Annotated in this window: 17 protein-coding genes and 1 pseudogene; 3 read left to right on the top strand and 15 right to left on the bottom strand. The window is 54.8% G+C overall.

Annotated features, from left to right (window positions below):
• The first annotated feature begins 90 nt into the window (after positions 1-90).
• A pseudogene (gene fhuE, locus IYV58_RS10540) lies at positions 91-2273 on the top strand (ferric-rhodotorulic acid/ferric-coprogen receptor FhuE).
• 102 nt (positions 2274-2375) lie between these two features.
• Here the strand turns inward: fhuE and ptsG are convergent.
• From ptsG to yceD, 14 genes are all read right to left on the bottom strand, one after another.
• Positions 2376-3809 (bottom strand): PTS glucose transporter subunit IIBC, encoded by a 1434-nt coding sequence (ptsG, locus tag IYV58_RS10535; RefSeq protein ID WP_004131412.1) that lies wholly within the window; start codon positions 3807-3809, stop codon positions 2376-2378.
• Positions 3810-4106: 297 nt separating this feature from the next.
• Complete coding sequence (locus tag IYV58_RS10530) at positions 4107-4901, bottom strand: metal-dependent hydrolase (protein WP_004131411.1); 795 nt, start codon at positions 4899-4901, stop codon at positions 4107-4109.
• A gap of 10 nt (positions 4902-4911) precedes the next feature.
• Positions 4912-5916, bottom strand: a complete 1005-nt coding sequence (gene holB / locus IYV58_RS10525) for a DNA polymerase III subunit delta' (RefSeq protein WP_195729572.1) — start codon at positions 5914-5916, stop codon at positions 4912-4914.
• The gene (gene tmk / locus IYV58_RS10520; protein WP_004131408.1) at positions 5913-6554 is read right to left on the bottom strand and encodes a dTMP kinase; all 642 of its coding nucleotides are present in this window, start codon (positions 6552-6554) and stop codon (positions 5913-5915) included. The genes holB and tmk overlap by 4 nt, the downstream gene beginning before the upstream one ends.
• Positions 6544-7566 carry a cell division protein YceG gene (gene yceG / locus IYV58_RS10515; protein ID WP_049112602.1) on the bottom strand — a complete coding sequence of 341 codons (1023 nt, stop codon included), beginning with the start codon at positions 7564-7566 and terminating at the stop codon, positions 6544-6546. Before yceG ends, tmk begins: the two co-directional genes overlap by 11 nt.
• Positions 7567-7568: 2 nt before the next feature.
• The gene (pabC, locus tag IYV58_RS10510) at positions 7569-8378 is read right to left on the bottom strand and encodes an aminodeoxychorismate lyase (RefSeq protein ID WP_004131404.1); all 810 of its coding nucleotides are present in this window, start codon (positions 8376-8378) and stop codon (positions 7569-7571) included.
• 143 nt (positions 8379-8521) lie between these two features.
• On the bottom strand, positions 8522-9763 hold the full coding sequence (fabF, locus tag IYV58_RS10505; protein WP_004131402.1) for a beta-ketoacyl-ACP synthase II: 1242 nt from the start codon (positions 9761-9763) through the stop codon (positions 8522-8524).
• Between the two features lie 89 nt (positions 9764-9852).
• Positions 9853-10089 carry an acyl carrier protein gene (acpP, locus tag IYV58_RS10500; RefSeq protein ID WP_000103754.1) on the bottom strand — a complete coding sequence of 79 codons (237 nt, stop codon included), beginning with the start codon at positions 10087-10089 and terminating at the stop codon, positions 9853-9855.
• 210 nt (positions 10090-10299) lie between these two features.
• Positions 10300-11034, bottom strand: a complete 735-nt coding sequence (fabG, locus tag IYV58_RS10495; protein WP_004131399.1) for a 3-oxoacyl-ACP reductase FabG — start codon at positions 11032-11034, stop codon at positions 10300-10302.
• 12 nt (positions 11035-11046) lie between these two features.
• Positions 11047-11976, bottom strand: coding sequence for an ACP S-malonyltransferase (gene fabD / locus IYV58_RS10490; RefSeq protein ID WP_170100737.1), 930 nt, complete (start codon positions 11974-11976; stop codon positions 11047-11049).
• 15 nt (positions 11977-11991) lie between these two features.
• Positions 11992-12945, bottom strand: a complete 954-nt coding sequence (locus IYV58_RS10485; RefSeq protein ID WP_004131395.1) for a beta-ketoacyl-ACP synthase III — start codon at positions 12943-12945, stop codon at positions 11992-11994.
• Positions 12946-12998: 53 nt separating this feature from the next.
• Positions 12999-14096, bottom strand: a complete 1098-nt coding sequence (gene plsX, locus IYV58_RS10480) for a phosphate acyltransferase PlsX (RefSeq protein ID WP_071988293.1) — start codon at positions 14094-14096, stop codon at positions 12999-13001.
• Positions 14097-14298: 202 nt separating this feature from the next.
• Positions 14299-14472, bottom strand: coding sequence for a 50S ribosomal protein L32 (gene rpmF / locus IYV58_RS10475; protein WP_004101077.1), 174 nt, complete (start codon positions 14470-14472; stop codon positions 14299-14301).
• Between the two features lie 16 nt (positions 14473-14488).
• A complete protein-coding gene (gene yceD, locus IYV58_RS10470) occupies positions 14489-15010 on the bottom strand; it encodes a 23S rRNA accumulation protein YceD (RefSeq protein ID WP_004131393.1) in 522 nt (173 codons plus the stop codon).
• Positions 15011-15151: 141 nt separating this feature from the next.
• Between yceD and IYV58_RS10465 the strand changes: the two genes are divergently transcribed.
• Both IYV58_RS10465 and IYV58_RS10460 read left to right on the top strand, forming a co-directional pair.
• Positions 15152-15736: a Maf family protein gene (locus IYV58_RS10465; RefSeq protein WP_004131392.1), complete on the top strand. Its 585-nt coding sequence runs from the start codon at positions 15152-15154 to the stop codon at positions 15734-15736.
• Between the two features lie 190 nt (positions 15737-15926).
• Positions 15927-17072 (top strand): dienelactone hydrolase family protein, encoded by a 1146-nt coding sequence (locus tag IYV58_RS10460; protein WP_004131391.1) that lies wholly within the window; start codon positions 15927-15929, stop codon positions 17070-17072.
• A gap of 12 nt (positions 17073-17084) precedes the next feature.
• Here the strand turns inward: IYV58_RS10460 and rluC are convergent, their stop codons facing one another.
• Positions 17085-18038, bottom strand: a complete 954-nt coding sequence (rluC, locus tag IYV58_RS10455; protein WP_176690193.1) for a 23S rRNA pseudouridine(955/2504/2580) synthase RluC — start codon at positions 18036-18038, stop codon at positions 17085-17087.
• Positions 18039-18685: the final 647 nt, after the last annotated feature.

Raw genomic sequence — 18685 nt, 5'->3', positions numbered from 1 at the left:
TTGCATTCATAACGCAAACAGTGCGTTGACAATCGACCGTGGCCATAGCGCCGCAGCGAATAACGACTATCACATGATCAAGGGCTTATGATGTCTCTCTCCACCAATCCCCGGGATAGGCGAACCGCGCCGTCCCTGCTTGCTGTGGGCATAACGCTGGCGCTGTTTCCAACCTTAGCCAGGCAGCCGGCGCCTCCGAAGACATTATCATTGTAGAAGGTTCCTCAGATAGCGCCTCGGATACACAAGAACAGGACTACAGCGTCAGAACTACCTCAGCCGGGACCAAAATGGAGATGACCCAGCGCGATATTCCGCAGTCGGTCAGCATCATCACCGGGCAGCGGATGCGGGATCAACAACTACAAACCCTGGGCGATGTGATGGAACATACCATGGGAATCAGCGGCAGCCAGGCGGATTCCGACCGCACCAGCTACTACTCCCGCGGTTTTGAGATAGACAACTATATGGTCGATGGCATTCCAACCTGGTTTGAATCCCGCTGGAATCTGGGCGACGCGCTTTCCGATATGGCTCTCTTCGAACGGGTTGAGGTCGTGCGCGGCGCTAACGGCCTGCTGACCGGCACCGGCAATCCTGCCGCGTCGATCAATATGATCCGCAAGCACGCGACCAGCCGGGAGTTCAAGGGAGAGGTCACGGCGGAGTACGGCAGTTGGAATAAGCAGCGCTACGTTGCTGATATGCAGAGCCCGCTAATGGACGATGGCAGCGTAAGGGCGCGCATTATCGCGGGTTATCAAAACAATGACTCATGGCTGGATCGCTACAACAGCGAAAAAACGTTCTTCTCCGGCATTATTGATGCCGATCTCGGTACATCGACCACTTTATCCGCTGGCTACGAGTATCAGCGTATCGACGTGAATAGCCCGACATGGGGCGGCCTGCCGCGCTGGAATACCGATGGCAGCAACAACCGCTATGACCGCGCCCGCAGTACCGCCCCGGATTGGGCCTATAACGATAAAGAGATCAACAAAGTCTTCATCACGCTGAAACAGCGCTTTGCCGAGACCTGGCAGGCGACGATGAATGCCACCCATTCCGAGGTCAAATTCGATAGCAAAATGATGTACGTGGACGCGTACGTCAATAAAGCGACCGGAATGCTGGTGGGCCCTTATAGCAGCTACGGTCCGGGCTATGATTACGTCGGCGGTACCGGCTGGAACAGCGGCAAGCGTAAGGTCGACGCCGTTGACCTGTACGCCGACGGCGGCTACGACCTGTTTGGTCGCCAGCACAACCTGATGGTCGGCGCCAGCTACAGCAAGCAAAATAACCGCTATTTCAGCGCCTGGGCCAACGTGTTCCCCGATGAGATTGGCAGCTTCAATAACTTTAATAGCAGTAATTTCCCGGAGACCAACTGGGGCCCGCAGAGCCTGGCGCAGGACGATACCACGAGAATGAAATCGGTATATGCCGCGACGCGTTTTTCCCTGCTTGACCCGCTGCATCTCATCGTTGGCATCCGCTATAACAACTGGAGTATCGCGACGTTGACTTACAACATGGAGAAAAACCATACCACGCCCTACGCCGGGCTGGTTTATGACATCAACGACAACTGGTCGGCCTACACCAGTTATACCTCCGTGTTCCAGCCGCAGAACAAGCGCGACAGTTCGGGTAAATACCTGACCCCAATTACCGGAAACAACTATGAAGTGGGCCTGAAGTCCGACTGGATGGACAGCCGTTTAACGACCACTCTCGCCCTCTTCCGCATTGAGCAGGATAATCTTGGCCAGGCGACCGGCGGGCAAATCCCGGGCAGCAACGGCGAAGCCGCCTATAAAACCGTCGATGGTACCGTGAGCAAAGGGGTAGAGTTTGAAATCAACGGCGCGCTCACCGATAACTGGCAGATGACCTTCGGGGCGACGCGTTTTGTCGCTGAAGACAATGAAGGCAATGCGGTGAACCCTAACCTACCGCGTACCAGCGTCAAGCTGTTTACCCGCTACCGTCTGCCGGTAATGCCTGAGCTGATCATCGGCGGCGGCGTAAACTGGCAGAACCGGGTATATAAAGATACCGCTACGCCGTACGGGACATTCCGTGCGGAACAGGGCAGCTACGCGCTGGTGGATGTGTTCACGCGTTATCAGGTCACTAAAAACTTTGCTGTGCAGGGGAACGTCAACAACCTGTTAGACAAAACCTACGACACCAATATAGATGGTTCAATCGTCTACGGTGAACCACGCAACTTCAGCATAACGGCCAGCTATCAATTCTGATAAGCAGTCAGCGTCACGGGAGCCGCCGGGTTCCCTTTTTTGTGCCGGCTGCCCATTAAAAAAGGCAGCCAGTTGGCTGCCTTAGTCTCCCCTAATCACAACTTAGTTGCTGCGGATGTATTCATCCATTTCAGTTTTCAGGTTATCGGATTTGGTACCGAAAATAGCCTGAACGCCTGAACCTGCAACAACCACGCCTGCGGCACCCAGTTTTTTCAGGCCAGCCTGATCAACTTTCGCCACATCCGCTACGCTCACGCGCAGACGGGTGATACATGCGTCAAGGTTAGTAATGTTCTCTTTACCGCCGAAAGCGGCAATCAGTGCCGGAGCCATTTCGCTGGTTGCGCCAGCTTTGCTGTCTTCGGTTGCATCTTCACGACCCGGGGTTTTCAGATCCAGCGCTTTGATCAGCACGCGGAACACCACGTAGTAAACGATCGCATAGCAGATGCCGACTATCGGGAACAGCCACAGTTTGCTGCTGTTGCCGGACAGTACGATGAAGTCGATCAGACCATGAGAGAACGAAGTACCGTCACGCATACCCAGCAGGATACAGATCGGGAAGGCCAGGCCTGCCAGAATCGCATGGATAACGTACAGGATCGGCGCAACGAACATAAAGGAGAACTCGATCGGCTCGGTGATACCGGTCAGGAACGAGGTCAGCGCTGCGGAGATCATGATACCGCCCACTTTTGCGCGGTTTTCTGGTTTAGCAGAGTGCCAGATAGCGATAGCAGCGGCCGGCAGACCGTACATTTTGAACAGGAAGCCGCCGGACAGTTTGCCCGCGGTCGGGTCGCCTGCCATGTAGCGCGGAATATCGCCGTGGAAGACCTGACCGGCTGCGTTGGTGTATTCACCAATCTGCATCTGGAAAGGAACGTTCCAGATGTGGTGCAGACCAAACGGCACCAGGCAGCGTTCAATGAAGCCGTAGATACCGAACGCCACAACCGGGTTCTGGTAAGCAGCCCACTGGGAGAAAGTTTGGATTGCGGTACCGATCGGCGGCCAGATAAAGGACAGGATCACACCAGTGAAGATCGCTGCCAGACCGGAGATAATTGGCACAAAACGCTTGCCCGCAAAGAAGCCCAGATACTCAGGCAATTTGATGCGGTAGAAGCGGTTGAACATGTACGCTGCGATGGCACCGGAGATAATACCGCCGAGTACGCCAGTATCCGCCAGGTGTTTAGCCGCAATCTCTTCAGCAGGTAAATGCAGGACCAGAGGTGCAACCACGGACATGGTTTTCACCATGATGCCGTAAGCGACGACCGATGCCAGAGCGGATACGCCGTCGTTGTTAGTGAAGCCAAGTGCGACACCGATAGCAAAGATCAGCGGCATGTTAGCGAAGACCGAACCGCCCGCTTCCGCCATGACGTGGGAAACTACGGCTGGCAGCCAGCTGAAGTTTGCGGAACCGACGCCCAGCAGGATACCTGCGATAGGCAGTACGGATACCGGCAGCATCAGCGATTTACCGACCTTCTGCAGGTTAGCAAATGCATTCTTAAACATAATTGAGAGTGCTCCTGAGTATTTGGTGCTTTTTTACGTTTTCACGCATTGGCCCGGGGGGAGAACCGCGCCGTGGACAGGACATCTAAGCGCCCTTTATTTATTACACAGAGTAAAATAATTACCGGGATGATTGTTTGACGGCTATCACGTTTCAATCAGACATCCATTAAAAACTTACATTGGTTTACATAAATCGTGTCTGAATGTTGCCAAAAAACCTTCACCGCCCCATTTGTGGCGGTGAACTTTACTCGCTTTGGCTATTAATTACGAGCCTTAAAATAATAAGCAATATCAGAGAGGTTGTAGCCGGGAGGGGTCGATATGAAAAAGCGTAGCGAAATTTTCAGTGGTCTGTTGCGCCAGCTGCTCTAGCGACACGCCCTTAAGCACCGCCATATACTCGGCGACGTCCCTGACCAGGGCCGGCTGGTTCTCTTTACCGCGATGCGGTACCGGCGCCAGATACGGTGAATCGGTCTCCACCAGCAGGCGATCGAGAGGGACATAGCGCGCAGCATCGCGAAGCTGCTCCGCATTACGGAATGTCACAATGCCGGAAAACGAGATATAGAACCCCATATCCAAAAGCTTACCCGCGGTCTCCCTATCCTCAGTGAAACAGTGTAGTACGCCACCGCAATCCGTCACTTTTTCTTCGCGTAAAATTTCCAGCGTATCGGCGCGGGCATCGCGGGTGTGAACGATAACCGGCTTATTCAGCTCCCGGCCTATACGGATATGATCGCGAAAAGACGCCTGCTGACGGGCTTTCGTTTCCGGCGTGTAGAAATAATCGAGCCCGGTTTCGCCCATCGCGACCACGCCGTCCTCTGCGGCGAGTTTGCGCAGCTCTTCAACGTCATACTCTTCATCCTGGTTTAACGGATGCACGCCGCAGGAGAAAACGACGTCGTGACGCTGGCCTACCAGTTCGCGCATACCGCGGTATCCCGGCAGCGTCGTGGCAACCGCCAGGCAAAATTTCACATCGCGCGCGGCGGCCTTTGCCAGCACATCGTCCACATCTTTATGCAGCGCTTGATAATCCAGGCCATCGAGATGGCAATGGGAGTCGACTAAAAACATGATGTCTCTCTCAGAGATGGGATACGGGAAGGACCGCCCCGGGTTGCAGGTAATGTTCCCAGCGCAGAAGGCGCTCGGTTAGCAGCAGTTCGCGATTAATGCCGACCACGTTTAGCAACTGCTCGCGGCAGGCGCTGACGTCACGCGCGATCGCCTGCAGGCGCGCCGCCGGCAGCGCCGCGGCCAGCTGATTCACCAGAGGCCAGACATCAGGATTGCTGATAAGCGTAATCCCCTGCTGCCTTTTTTGCGCGTCGACCAGCAGCGATGCCAGCCAGTGCAGGCGAATCGCGGCCTGCTCATGGTTCAAAATCGGCAACAGCGTCAGCCAGTCGCCGTGGGTTAAAATATTTCCGAGGATCTGGCAAAGCTGCTGGCGTGGTGCCCAGTGTGCATCCTGAAGCAGATCCAGCGCCGCCGCTGGCGCGTTGGCGCTCAGACGCAGCGCTGCGAGAAGCGCGTCTTGTGACATTGTCACTTCACGCTCTAACCACGCCAGTGCGTAGCGTTCTGAAGGCGGAGCGAGGTGATATAACCGACAGCGGCTGCGCAGCGTCGCCAGCAGGCGAGCAGGTTCCTGACAGACAAGGAAGAACCAGGTATTCTCCGGCGGCTCCTCCAGCGTTTTCAACAGCGCGTTTGCCGCCGCATCCGTCAGTATGGCGGCATCGCCGATCCACACCACCTTCGCGCCGCCCAGTCGGGCATGTTCATAGAGCTTTTCGCTCACTTCGCGCACGGCATCGATCCCGAGCGAGCTCTTTCCCTTTTCTGGGGTCAACGCATAATAATCAGGATGGGTGCCGGCCTGCATCAGCTGGCAGCTATGGCAATGACCGCAGCTTTTATGCCCTTCCGGCTGGCGGCACATCAGAAAGCGACAAAGCGCATAAATCAGCGCATCGCTCCCCATGCCCGGCAGCGCCTGAACCATTAGCGCATGGTGGCCGCGCCCCGCCTGATAGCTGGCAACCAGCTGTTCAAAGGGCGGGCGTAACCACGGATACCATTTCATGCGCCTTGCTCCGCGACCCATTGATTCACTACCGCACGAATGTCGCGCTCCACGGCCTCTAGCGGCTGGGTAGCGTCAACGGTGCGTATAGTGGCATCCTGCGCCGCCAGTTCAAGGTAGCGGGCACGAGTACGATTAAAGAAATCCAGTGACTCCTGCTCGATTCGGTCAAGTTCGCCTCGGGCGCGGGCGCGCTTAAGACCGACTTCCGGAGTCACGTCAAGGTAAAGCGTAAGATGGGGACGAAAGTCCCCCAGTACCGCGTCACGCAGGGTCGCCAGCATCGTTTGATCAATTCCGCGACCGCCACCCTGATAGGCCTGAGTTGAGAGATCGTGACGATCGCCAATGACCCACTGACCGCGGGCCAGAGCGGGTTTGATAACCGTCTCCACCAACTGCACGCGCGCCGCGTAAAACATCAGCACTTCCGCTTTATCATTAATCACTTCATCGCCGGTGGACTGAATATCCAGCACCAGGCTGCGCAGCTTCTCGGCCAGAATGGTGCCGCCCGGTTCGCGGGTAAACACCATATCGCTTACGCCCAGCTGTTTTAGCGTCTCTACCACACAATTACGCGCGGTAGTTTTCCCTGCGCCCTCCAGGCCCTCGATGACGATATAGTTACTGCGCATTTTTTTCCTTAAGTACTTTCAAATAGTCCTGAACCGAGCGGTTATGACTGGCCAGGTTAGTGTTAAACGTATGCCCGCCCTTACCGTCCGCGACAAAATAAAGGTACGGCGTTTTCGCCGGATGCGCGGCGGCGTTTAGCGAGGCCTCACCCGGTGCGGCGATAGGTCCCGGCGGCATGCCGTTTATGACGTAGGTATTGTAAGCGGTCGGAGTTTCCAGGTCTTTACGTGTCAACTTGCCATTATAACTCTCACCCATCCCGTAAATCACGGTCGGATCGGTTTGCAGACGCATACCGATACGTAAACGGTTGATAAATACCGATGCGACACGGTCGCGCTCGTCCGCTATCGCCGTCTCTTTTTCGATAATCGAGGCCATTGTCAGCAGCTGGTTCTTATCGTGATACGGCAGATTCTCCATCCGCCCTTCCCAGGCTTTATCGACCGCGGCAACCATCTTCTGATGCGCTCGCTTAAGGATGGCCACATCGCTGGTATTGGCGGTATACATCCAGGTATCCGGCCAGAACCAGCCTTCAACCCAATCAGGATGCTCAAGATCAAGAGCCTTCGCGACGGTTTCATAGCTGTCATCCGCCAACGTATGCTTGACGTAAGGCGCATCGCGCAGCTGGCGCAGGTAATCGCTCACCCGCATCCCTTCAACGAAGCGCAGCGGAAACTGCGCCTCTTTGCCGCTGGCCAGCAGCTGCAGCATCTGGCGGACCGTCATATCAGGCGTGAAGCGATAGGTCCCGGCTTTAAAATGGGAGAGCTCAGGCTCGATGCGCAGCAGCCACTGGAAAACCCGCGGTCGGTTAATGACTTTATCCCTATACAGCTGTTGCCCAAGCGCCAGGCGCCCCGTTCCGGTGGCAAGAGTGAAGATAGTCTCTTCTTTAATCAGCAACTTGCTATCCGCCAGCTGGCGAACTTTCCACATACCGATGCCCGCGGCGATGCCCAGCACCACCACCATCAGCAGGATGAAACGTAACATTTTCTTCATGACTAATCAGACAGCTCACACAAAGGGGCTAAAAAATGGTAAAGCTCGCGGGTGGACCAACATTTATCATTCCAGCGGCGAACAGGCACCAGCGGCATTAATGCGTTACAGACCACGACCTCATCGGCTTCGCGTAACGCCTCGGGGCGCATGGTGGCTTCGACAACGCGAAACGGCGATGGTGCCAGCTTAGCGAGAATGTACTGGCGCATAATACCGTTGACCCCCGCCTGATCGAGGCGCGGGGTAAAGACGTCGGATCCTTTACGCCAGAATACGTTCGCGGCACAGCATTCCGTAAGCCACCCGTCGCTGTCAAGGACCAGTGCCTCATCGGCGTCCGTCTGCTCAAGATGAGAACGAATCAGCACCTGCTCCAACCGGTTAAGGTGCTTGAGTCCGGCGAGTGAAGGGTTTCGTCCCAGCCTGACAGGACTCAGCGACAGGGAAATCCCCTCCTCGCGCCAGCGCAGATAGTGGGCCGGCCAGGGCGACACGCTGAGAATTCTTGTGGGATTGACACAGCCCGCGGCGCTATAGCCGCGGCCGCCCGCTCCGCGGGTGATGATGACCTTCAGCACGCCATCCTGATGAGGCTGCGCCAGACGCGCCATCTCCTGCGCTAATAGCGCCCAGTCGCCATAGGGGATAAAGAGCTTTTCACAGGTCGTCTGCAGGCGATCCAGATGGGCTGAGAGCAGTTGAACCTGGCCTCTGAGGATGCGCGCAGTGGTAAAGCAGCCATCGCCAAACTGCACGCCGCGATCGTTCACCGCGAGCGTTTCGCTTTCAGCGCCATTGATTAAAAACATAAAAGACTCCTTATCGCTGGCCGGTTAGTTTCGCAGGAGGAGAGACATTGAACAAGCGGAGAAAACCGAATAAAAAAGGCCCGACAAGCGGGCCAATTTTCGATGGGCATTGACGTAAACTGGGATGTTACGTCAGGCGCGCATCACACCTTTTTAAAGATTAGCGAGCCGTTAGTGCCGCCGAAGCCGAAGGAGTTACACAGGGTATACTCCAGACCGCTTACCTGACGCGCTTCGTGCGGGACGAAGTCCAGATCGCAACCTTCATCCGGGTTATCCAGGTTGATGGTTGGCGGAACAGCGCCATCGCGCAGCGCGAGGATGGAGTAGATAGACTCTACTGCGCCCGCTGCACCGAGCAGGTGACCGGTCATTGACTTAGTCGAGCTCACCATTACGCGGCTGGCAGCGTCACCGAAGACAGATTTCACCGCCTGCGCTTCTGCTTTATCGCCTGCCGGCGTAGAGGTACCGTGGGCGTTGACGTAGCCAATCTGGCTAGCTTCAATACCCGCGTCGCGAATAGCGTTAACCATCGCCAGCGCTGCTCCAGCGCCATCTTCCGGCGGTGAAGTCATATGGTAGGCATCGCTGCTCATACCAAAGCCGACGATTTCAGCATAGATTTTCGCACCGCGTTTCTTCGCGTGCTCGTACTCTTCCAGCACGACCATGCCGGCGCCGTCGCCCAGCACGAAACCATCACGCTCTTTATCCCACGGACGGCTTGCCGCCTGCGGGTTGTCATTACGGGTGGACAGCGCGCGCGCTGCGCCAAAGCCGCCTACGCCCAGCGGGGTACTGGCTTTTTCCGCACCACCGGCGACCATTGCATCAGCATCGCCATAGGCGATAACGCGCGCGGCGTGACCAATGTTGTGTACGCCAGAAGTGCATGCGGTTGCGATGGAAATGCTTGGTCCACGCAGACCAAACATGATGGTCAGATGCCCGGCCACCATGTTAACGATTGTGGAAGGAACAAAGAACGGGCTGATCTTACGCGGTCCGCCTTTTACCAGCGAACTGTGGTTTTCTTCGATCAGGCCAAGCCCGCCAATACCGGAACCAATAGCGGCACCGATGCGGGTAGCATTCTCTTCCGTCACTTCAAGGCCAGAATCCTGCATGGCCTGAATGCCAGCGACAATTCCATATTGAATGAAGGCATCCATCTTGCGCTGCTCTTTGCGCGAGATGAAGTCATCACAGTTAAAATCCTTTACTAAGCCAGCAAATTTCGTTGCATAGGCGCTAGTATCGAAATGGTCGATCAGGCTGATGCCACTCTGACCGGCAAGGAGAGCTTTCCAGGTAGACTCTACGGTATTGCCGACAGGAGACAACATGCCCAGTCCGGTCACAACTACACGACGCTTAGACACGGTTGTCCTCCAGGGAGGGAAAATAGATTCTTGTGGGACAAAATTTAGATAAAACTCAGGCGGTCGAATGACCGCCTGGAGATGTTCACTTACGCCTGGTGGCCGTTGATGTAATCAATGGCAGCCTGAACAGTAGTGATTTTCTCAGCTTCTTCGTCCGGAATCTCAGTATCAAACTCTTCTTCCAGAGCCATTACCAGCTCAACGGTGTCAAGAGAATCAGCGCCCAGGTCTTCAACGAAGGAAGCATTGTTGGTAACTTCTTCCTGCTTAACGCCCAGCTGTTCGCCGATAATTTTCTTAACGCGTTCTTCGATAGTGCTCATACTCTTAAATTTCCTATCAAAACTCGCTTTCGCGATGGTTTTCGTAGTGTATAAAATGTTGAAAAATTTGCAACTAAATCCCGGCAGGTCTTACCACGATTTTACGCTATTTTGCGGCTGTTTGCCCTCATAACGCAAATCATTTTGTACAAAACATTACAGTGAACCGCACAGACTGCGCGGTTCCTGAGCGTTTTGCGCAAATCTCGGTCAGACCATATACATTCCGCCGTTGACGTGCAGAGTTTCACCGGTGATGTAACTCGCTTCGTCAGAGGCTAAAAATGCCACCGCACTGGCGATTTCATTTGGAGAGCCGAGGCGCCCCGCAGGAACTGCCGCCAGAGTACCCGCACGCTGCTCATCGGTCAGCGCACGCGTCATGTCCGTTTCAATAAAGCCCGGAGCAACAACGTTTACAGTAATACCGCGGGACGCAACTTCGCGAGCCAGTGATTTACTGAAGCCAATCAGACCCGCTTTCGCCGCAGCGTAGTTGGCCTGACCCGCATTTCCCATGGTACCAACCACAGAACCGATAGTGATAATACGTCCATGACGCTTTTTCATCATAGCGCGCATTACCGCTTTTGACAGACGGAAAACAGATGACAGGTTGGTTTCGATAATATCGTTCCACTCATCATCTTTCATGCGCATTAACAGGTTATCACGAGTGATCCCGGCATTGTTCACCAGGATATCAACTTCACCAAATTCTGCGCGAATATTTCCCAGAACAGATTCAATAGATGCAGGATCGGTCACATTCAGCAGCAAACCTTTACCATTAGCACCTAAATAATCGCTGATCGCCTGCGCGCCACTTTCGCTGGTCGCCGTACCGATAACTTTCGCGCCACGGGCAACAAGCGTTTCAGCGATTGCGCGGCCAATCCCGCGACTTGCACCGGTAACCAGCGCGATTTTTCCTTCAAAACTCATGGTTTTCCTCTTTTATTGCTCAAGCGCCGCAGACATCGCCGCCGGCTCGTTAAGCGCGGAAGCGGTCAGGGTGTCAACAATACGTTTAGTCAGGCCAGTGAGGACTTTACCTGGGCCAACTTCATACAAATGCTCTACGCCCTGTGAAGCCATAAACTCAACGGTTTTGGTCCACTGAACCGGGCTATACAGCTGGCGGATCAGGGCATCACGAATAGCATCAGGCGCCGTTTCACTTTGCACGTCGACGTTATTCACAACCGGAATCGCCGGCGCGTTAAAGGTGATTTTCTGCAGCTCAACGGCCAGTTTTTCCGCCGCAGGCTTCATCAGCGCGCAGTGGGAAGGTACGCTGACCGGCAGCGGCAGCGCGCGTTTAGCGCCCGCAGCCTTACAGGCAGCGCCAGCGCGCTCTACGGCCTCTTTGTTACCGGCAATAACAACCTGCCCTGGCGAGTTAAAGTTCACCGGAGAAACAACCTGACCTTCGGCAGACTCTTCGCAGGCTTTCGCAATCGCCGCGTCGTCAAGCCCGATGATCGCGGACATCGCGCCGGTACCTTCCGGTACCGCTTCCTGCATAAACTTGCCGCGCATCTCAACCAGGCGTACGGCATCGGCAAAATCGATAACACCTGCGCATACCAGCGCAGAATATTCGCCGAGGCTGTGGCCCGCCAGCAGAACGGGGGTTTTACCGCCCTGCTGCTGCCAGACGCGATACAACGCAACGGAAGCGGTCAACAACGCTGGCTGAGTCTGCCAGGTTTTATTCAATTCTTCCGCCGGGCCCTGCTGCGCAAGCGCCCACAGATCGTAACCCAACGCCGCAGAGGCTTCACGGAATGTCTCTTCAATTACCGGGTAAGCGGCCGCCATATCTGACAGCATCCCGACACTCTGAGAGCCCTGTCCCGGGAACACAAAAGCAAATTGCGTCATGTTTAAATCCTTATCCTAAAAACGAACCAGCGCGGAACCCCAGGTGAACCCACCACCAAAGGCTTCCAGCAGAATAAGCTGACCACGTTGAATGCGGCCATCGCGAACGGCTTCATCCAGCGCACAAGGGACGGAAGCCGCCGAAGTATTGCCGTGTCGGTCGAGCGTGACGACGACATTGTCCATCGACATTCCCAGCTTCTTCGCCGTGGCGCTGATAATGCGCAGGTTGGCCTGATGCGGCACCAGCCAGTCAAGCGCCGAACGCTCGAGATTATTCGCGGCTAAAGTCTCGTCCACGATATGCGCCAGTTCGGTCACCGCAACCTTAAAGACTTCATTACCCGCCATCGTCAGATAGATCGGGTTTTCCGGTTCAACGCGATCGGCGTTCGGCAGCGTCAGCAGTTCGCCGTAGCTCCCATCCGCATGCAGATGCGTGGAGATAATGCCCGGCTCTTCAGAAGCGCCCAGCACGACGGCGCCAGCGCCATCGCCAAAAATAATAATGGTTCCGCGATCGGCAGGATCGCAGGTGCGCGCCAGCACGTCAGCGCCAATCACCAGAGCGTAATCAACCGCGCCGTTTTTCACGTATTGATCGGCAACGCTGAGCGCGTAGGTGAAACCCGCGCAGGCCGCAGCGACGTCAAACGCCGGGCAGCCTTTGATACCCAGCATTGATTGAATCTGGCAAGCCGAGCTAGGAAACGCATGGGTACCGGAGGTGGTCGCAACAATAATCAGACCAATTTGCTCCGGCTTGACGCCTGCCATATCCAGCGCATTCTTAGCGGCTTCAAGGCCCATCGTAGCAACTGTTTCATTCGGTGCGGCAATACGACGCTCGCGGATACCGGTACGAGTAACAATCCACTCGTCAGACGTATCAACCATATTTTCCAGTTCAGCGTTCGTACGCACGTGCTCAGGCAGATAGCTGCCGGTACCAATAATCTTCGTATACATGTACGCTCAGTCACTCTTGGGTAATATACCGGGTTAACTCAAACTGCGAGGCGTCAGTCGTTTCCGGTCATCCGGGTTTGAGGCCTGGAACTTCCGCTTCTGCCGCCTTCAGGCAATTCGAAACCTGCAGGGTATAAAGATTCCAGGCGAGCGGCAATTCGCTGAGGAACCTGCCGCTGCACAGCCTGCACTGCCTGCTCTATCGCGACGCAAAAAGCGCGCTGATTGGCAGCCCCATGACTTTTAATCACGGAACCGCGTAATCCTAACAGACAGGCACCATTATACTGGTCGGGGTTGAGGTGACTGAATCGCCTCGACAGGCTTTTTTGTAACCAACGCTTTAATAAAAGCAGCCACCACGACCTTTTTTTCCCCTCTCCCTGTGATTTCAACAGTGAAAGGAACATTCTGACAACACCTTCCATCGTTTTTAATGTGACGTTGCCCGTGAATCCATCACAAACTAAAACATCCGTTTTGCCCGTCAACAATTCGTTGGCTTCCAGATACCCAATATAGTTGAGGGTTGGCAGGGTTTTCAAAACCGCCGCCGCGTCACGAATGCTGCTGAGACCTTTCATCTCTTCTTCGCCGATATTCAGAAGCGCAACGCGGGGATTCTTAATACCGATAACTTCTTCGGCAAGAACCGCCCCCATGACGGCAAACTGCACCAGCATCGTGCTATCGCAATCGACGTTAGCGCCTAAATCCAGCACCACCGTTTTGCCCTTAAGCTGATGCGGTAACATGGTAACCAGCGCAGGGCGCTCAATTCCCTCAATAGGCTTGAGCAGCAGCTTCGCCAACCCCATCAGCGCTCCGGTGTTACCCGCGCTGACGCAGGCCTGGGCCCGTCCTTCTTTTACTAACTCGAGCGCAATGCGCATTGAGCTACCGCGACTGGCGCGAATGGCCTGCGCGGGTCTAGCATCACTGGCAATAACCGACTGCGCAGGGATAACCTGCAGACGTGAACGTTGTTCAAAATCAGCTTTGGCAAGTAATGGCGCGATAGCGTCGGGATCGCCGACTAAAAGAAGTGTGAGTTGTGAATTAGAGTTCAGTGCCTGCAATGCTGCAGGCACTGTCACGGAAGGGCCAAAATCCCCGCCCATGACATCTAACGCCAGGGTTAGACGTGTCAAGGTATCGTCGCTGCCCGGTTCGGTTATTCCCCAGTTACCCGGGGAAATCCTCACTAAGCTTCATCACGCTTTTACTCTTCGTCTTTCACGCTGCAAGTGCGTTGACTGCGCTCGTTCACACCTGTCACATAGTGAGCTATGCTCCCGGTGCTTCTCTCGCTTGCGTCTTCTTGCAACGCGAAATCCATGGAGTAATGCGTGATTACTTAGCGATAACCTTGCGACCGCGGTAAAAACCGTCGGCAGTGATGTGGTGACGCAGGTGTTTTTCACCAGAAGCTTTGTCTACAGACAGGCTGGTGACTGCGGTCAGCGCGTCATGGGAACGACGCATGCCACGTTTGGAACGGGTTGGTTTATTCTGTTGTACGGCCATGGACCTTACTCCTCAATTACTTATGCTTTAAGCTGGCTAATACGGCAAATGGATTTGGTTTTTGTGCCTCTTCAGGCAGTTCACCAAAGACCATGTCCGCGTCGGACACTTCACAGTGTTCAGAATCATGCACCGGAACTACGGGCAAGGCGAGGATGATTTCATCTTCAACCAGCGCCAGCAGATCGATTTCACCGAATTCGTTAACCTCAATCGGCTCATACGCTTCCGGCAGTGCCTCGGCCTGTTCGTCATTTCTGACGGGGCTGAAACAATACGTTGTGTGGACATGATGGGGGAACGGTTTCCCGCAACGCTGACATTCGAGGGTCACCGACACCGTCGCATCGCCGTTTAACACGGCAAGACGTTGGTTATCGATAGCGAACGACATGCTGCATTCCACATCGCTGTCCACGCTGACAACAGAATCAGCGACACGCACAGCCTGATCACGGGTATAGATACCTTGGTAATCTAAGCGTTTTTGAGCCGTGCGAACCGGATCGAGAGTCAGGGGTAATTTTACCTTTTGCATAGGGCGCGCATATTAACTTTGTAACGTCATAGAGTCAAAGAAAAAGGCAGCCTCAGGTTGCCTTTTGCCATTTATTCGCACACATTGCGGCGCATAGTTTAAAATGATGCTCTGCGAAGCGCTATATGTGGATGAAAAAATATGTCTGAACTAATCCTCGCGTCAACCTCGCCCTGGCGGCGAATGCTGCTGGAAAAACTGTCGGTGCCTTTTGAATGCGCGGCGCCGGAAGTTGATGAGACACCGCTGCCCGGCGAACCCGCCCGCCAGCTGGTGCTGCGTCTGGCGCAGGCAAAGGCGCAGGCCCTTGCCGCGCGCTACCCACACCACCTCATTATAGGCTCCGATCAGGTTTGCGTCCTGGACGGTGAGATCACCGGTAAACCGCACACGGAAGAAAACGCCCATCGCCAGTTGAGAAAGGCCAGTGGCACCATCGTCACGTTCTATACCGGCCTGGCGCTGTACAATTCCGCCAACGGTCACCTGCAAACCGAATGCGAACCTTTTGACGTTCATTTCCGTCGTTTAAGCGATCAGGAAATTGAGAGCTATATCCGCAAGGAAAACCCGCTGCAGTGCGCCGGAAGTTTTAAAAGCGAAGGGTTGGGCATTACGCTGTTCGACCGCCTCGAGGGGCGCGATCCCAACGCGCTGGTCGGTTTGCCGCTCATTGCCCTCTGCCAGATGCTGCGCCGGGAGGAGTGTAACCCTCTGCTCACCTGACCGCGATTCCATGCGGTCTCTTTATGAGGCCGTCAGCCGCCTTTAAACAACGTTTTAGCCGCTGACCGGCGGCGCGGAATCCGTTTTACCCCAACTTAATTAATGCATCGCCTGTCACAGTTTATTTTTCCAGCGCCATTACAATCCAATTAAATAATGAAACGATGTTTTATTTTTAAATGGAGACATTATGCCTACCCGCGCTACGCTCTTGTCCCTCGCCCTGCTGGCCGCCGCCAGCGCCAATGCCAATGACTGGCAGCGCCAGGGCATCGTAGAGGACAATCTTCCCGCCTCTTGGCAGCAGCTGAAAGCGCAGATGACCTACCCGGACTCGTGGCTTTCTGGCAACTATCGTAATTTTAATCAATGGCGTCAGCAGGCTCGTACGCTGCTTCGGCAGTCTCTGCTGACCCCGGCGTCGACAATCCCCTACGCGCCGCAAACGCTCATGAGAGAAAACCGGGGAACCTATATCGCCGAGAAGCTGGCCTTCAACGTAACCGACGAAAACAGGATTGCCGCGCTGATGTTGACGCCAAAATCACCCGGCCCTCACCCGGCTATTGTCCTGTTACACGATCATGGCTCAAAGTTTGATATTGGTAAGGAGAAGCTGATCCGACCCTGGCGTGACGCCGCGCGGCTAGCCAGCGCTCAGGCGTGGGCGGATAAATTTTTCAGCGGTCGGTTCATCGGTGATGAACTGGCGCAGCGTGGTTACGTCGTGATAGCCATCGATAGCCCAGGCTGGGGAGATCGAGGGCCTATGGTCTACGAGCAGCAGCAGGCCCTGGCCAGTAACTACTTTAACCTTGGGCGTTCGCTGGCAGGTGAAGTCGCCTATGAAGATCTGCGTACCGTTGATTTCCTCAGCACTTTAAAAACGGTTGATAGTCAACGCATTGGGGTACTGGGTTTCTCAATGGGCGGTTTCCGCGCCTGGCAACTGGCCGCCCTGTCTGACAAAGTGGCCGCGACTGCCGTTATCTCCTGGTTTGGTACCTGGCGCGGCCTGATGCAGCCGGGCAACAACGTCCTGCGCGGGCAATCGGCCTTTTATATGCTTCATCCAGGCTTATCCGGCCGTCTCGACATTCCCGATATTGCCAGCATCGCCGCGCCAAAACCGATGCTCATTTATAGCGGCGGCAAGGATAAGCTGTTCCCGGCAGAAGCCGTTAACGATGCCTTCGCAAAAATGCATAAAGTGTGGGAGTCGCAAAACGCGCAGGATAAGCTGGAAACGAAGACGTGGCCGGAACTGGGCCACGTCTTTTATAAAGAACAGCAGGATGAGGTTTTCCCCTGGCTTGCCAGGTGGCTCAAGCCCTGAGCCTGGTGGCGGTTATTTGGCGCTACGCAAAACCTGCAGGCAGCGCTTAAGCTGATTATCCAGAGGCGCTTCAACACGCATTATCTCGCCGCTCCCCGGATGGGTAAACTTCAGCGCCGCCGCATGGAGAAACAGTCGGTTAAGGCCGGTGCCTGCCAGCAGCTTATCAAATTCACGGTCGCCGTAGCGATCGTCGAAAGCGATGGGATGGCCGGCATATTGCGTATGCACGCGGATTTGATGCGTACGACCGGTTACCGGGCTGCAGCGCACCAGGGTCGCATGGGTAAAACGCTCTTCGACTTTAAAACGCGTCTCAGAAGGTTTCCCCTCTTGGTTAACCCGCACAATACGCTCACCGCTCTGCAGAATATTTTTCAGCAGCGGGGCCTGCACCACTTTAGTATGCGATTGCCACTGCCCGCGCACCAGCGCCAGATAATCCTTCTGCATGCCTTTGTCGCGCAGCTGCTCATGCAGGGAACGCAGCGCTGAACGCTTTTTGGCGACCAGCAGAACGCCAGAGGTGTCGCGATCCAGGCGATGCACCAGCTCCAGGAAACGCGCTTCCGGGCGCAGCGCGCGCAAACCTTCGATCACGCCAAAGCTCAGCCCGCTACCGCCATGGACCGCAGTGCCTGAAGGCTTGTTAAGCACCAGAATATGATCGTCTTCATATAAAATCACATCGGCCAGCGCGGCCACTTTTTGCAGGTGCGGAGAGACCGCCTCTTCTTCTTTCTCAGTTACGCGGACCGGCGGGATGCGCACTTCATCGCCGGCTTCCAGCTTATATTCCGGCTTCACGCGCTTTTTGTTAACCCGCACCTCGCCTTTACGCAAGATGCGATAAATCATGCTCTTCGGTACGCCCTTCAGCTGCGTACGCAAAAAGTTGTCGATACGTTGCCCGGCTTCATCATCAGCAATGGCAACCATTTTTACGCTTGGGATCTCAGTTTTCATGGTGCGCGATTTTAAATAGCCCGACGCATTAGCGCCACTCATTTTTATATGCTTATATTTATCATCATCCGGATTTCACCGTATGCTTCATCATCGTTTTGTTTGTTATTAGAACAATCTGTATACGCAGGTGAAAAAACTGTGAGTAACCGGGTGATAAAAGGTGAAAGTCAACTTGCTATAACAAGCTTAGCAATGGAATAATGATGCAGTATTCCGTGCTGAAACTTGTTAGAACAAGAAATTAGCGGAATGACCAATTTTGTCTGACCGATCATCAACGCAGCAATGGCGTAAGACGTATTGATCTTTCAGACAGTTAGCGGGCTGCGGGTTGCAGTCCTTACCGGTACAGGCTCTATGGATTTCACGTCGCAGGAAGGCGTTCACACTGGGATATCCCGGCGCTCATCTGGATCCAATGATTAAGATGAGCAGGTTAAGCCGCCACGCCGGCTACGTGAAAAACGATGGGTATAAATGGAATCTTCTCTGGTGATACATCCCAGGCAGTTCCCCTGATAATTGCGCTGTGTTTCCGTTTGAAATACAGGCGACCGACACTCTGCGCCTCTTAAGCGCGCGACAACCGTGAGGTTGGCGACGTGAAACAGACACGAGGCCATCGGTTTCCCCCGGTAAGGCGT

The organism is Klebsiella sp. BDA134-6, from assembly GCF_015601345.1.
Lineage (GTDB): Bacteria > Pseudomonadota > Gammaproteobacteria > Enterobacterales > Enterobacteriaceae > Klebsiella > Klebsiella grimontii.
This window is presented reverse-complemented; position numbering and strand designations above follow the sequence as displayed.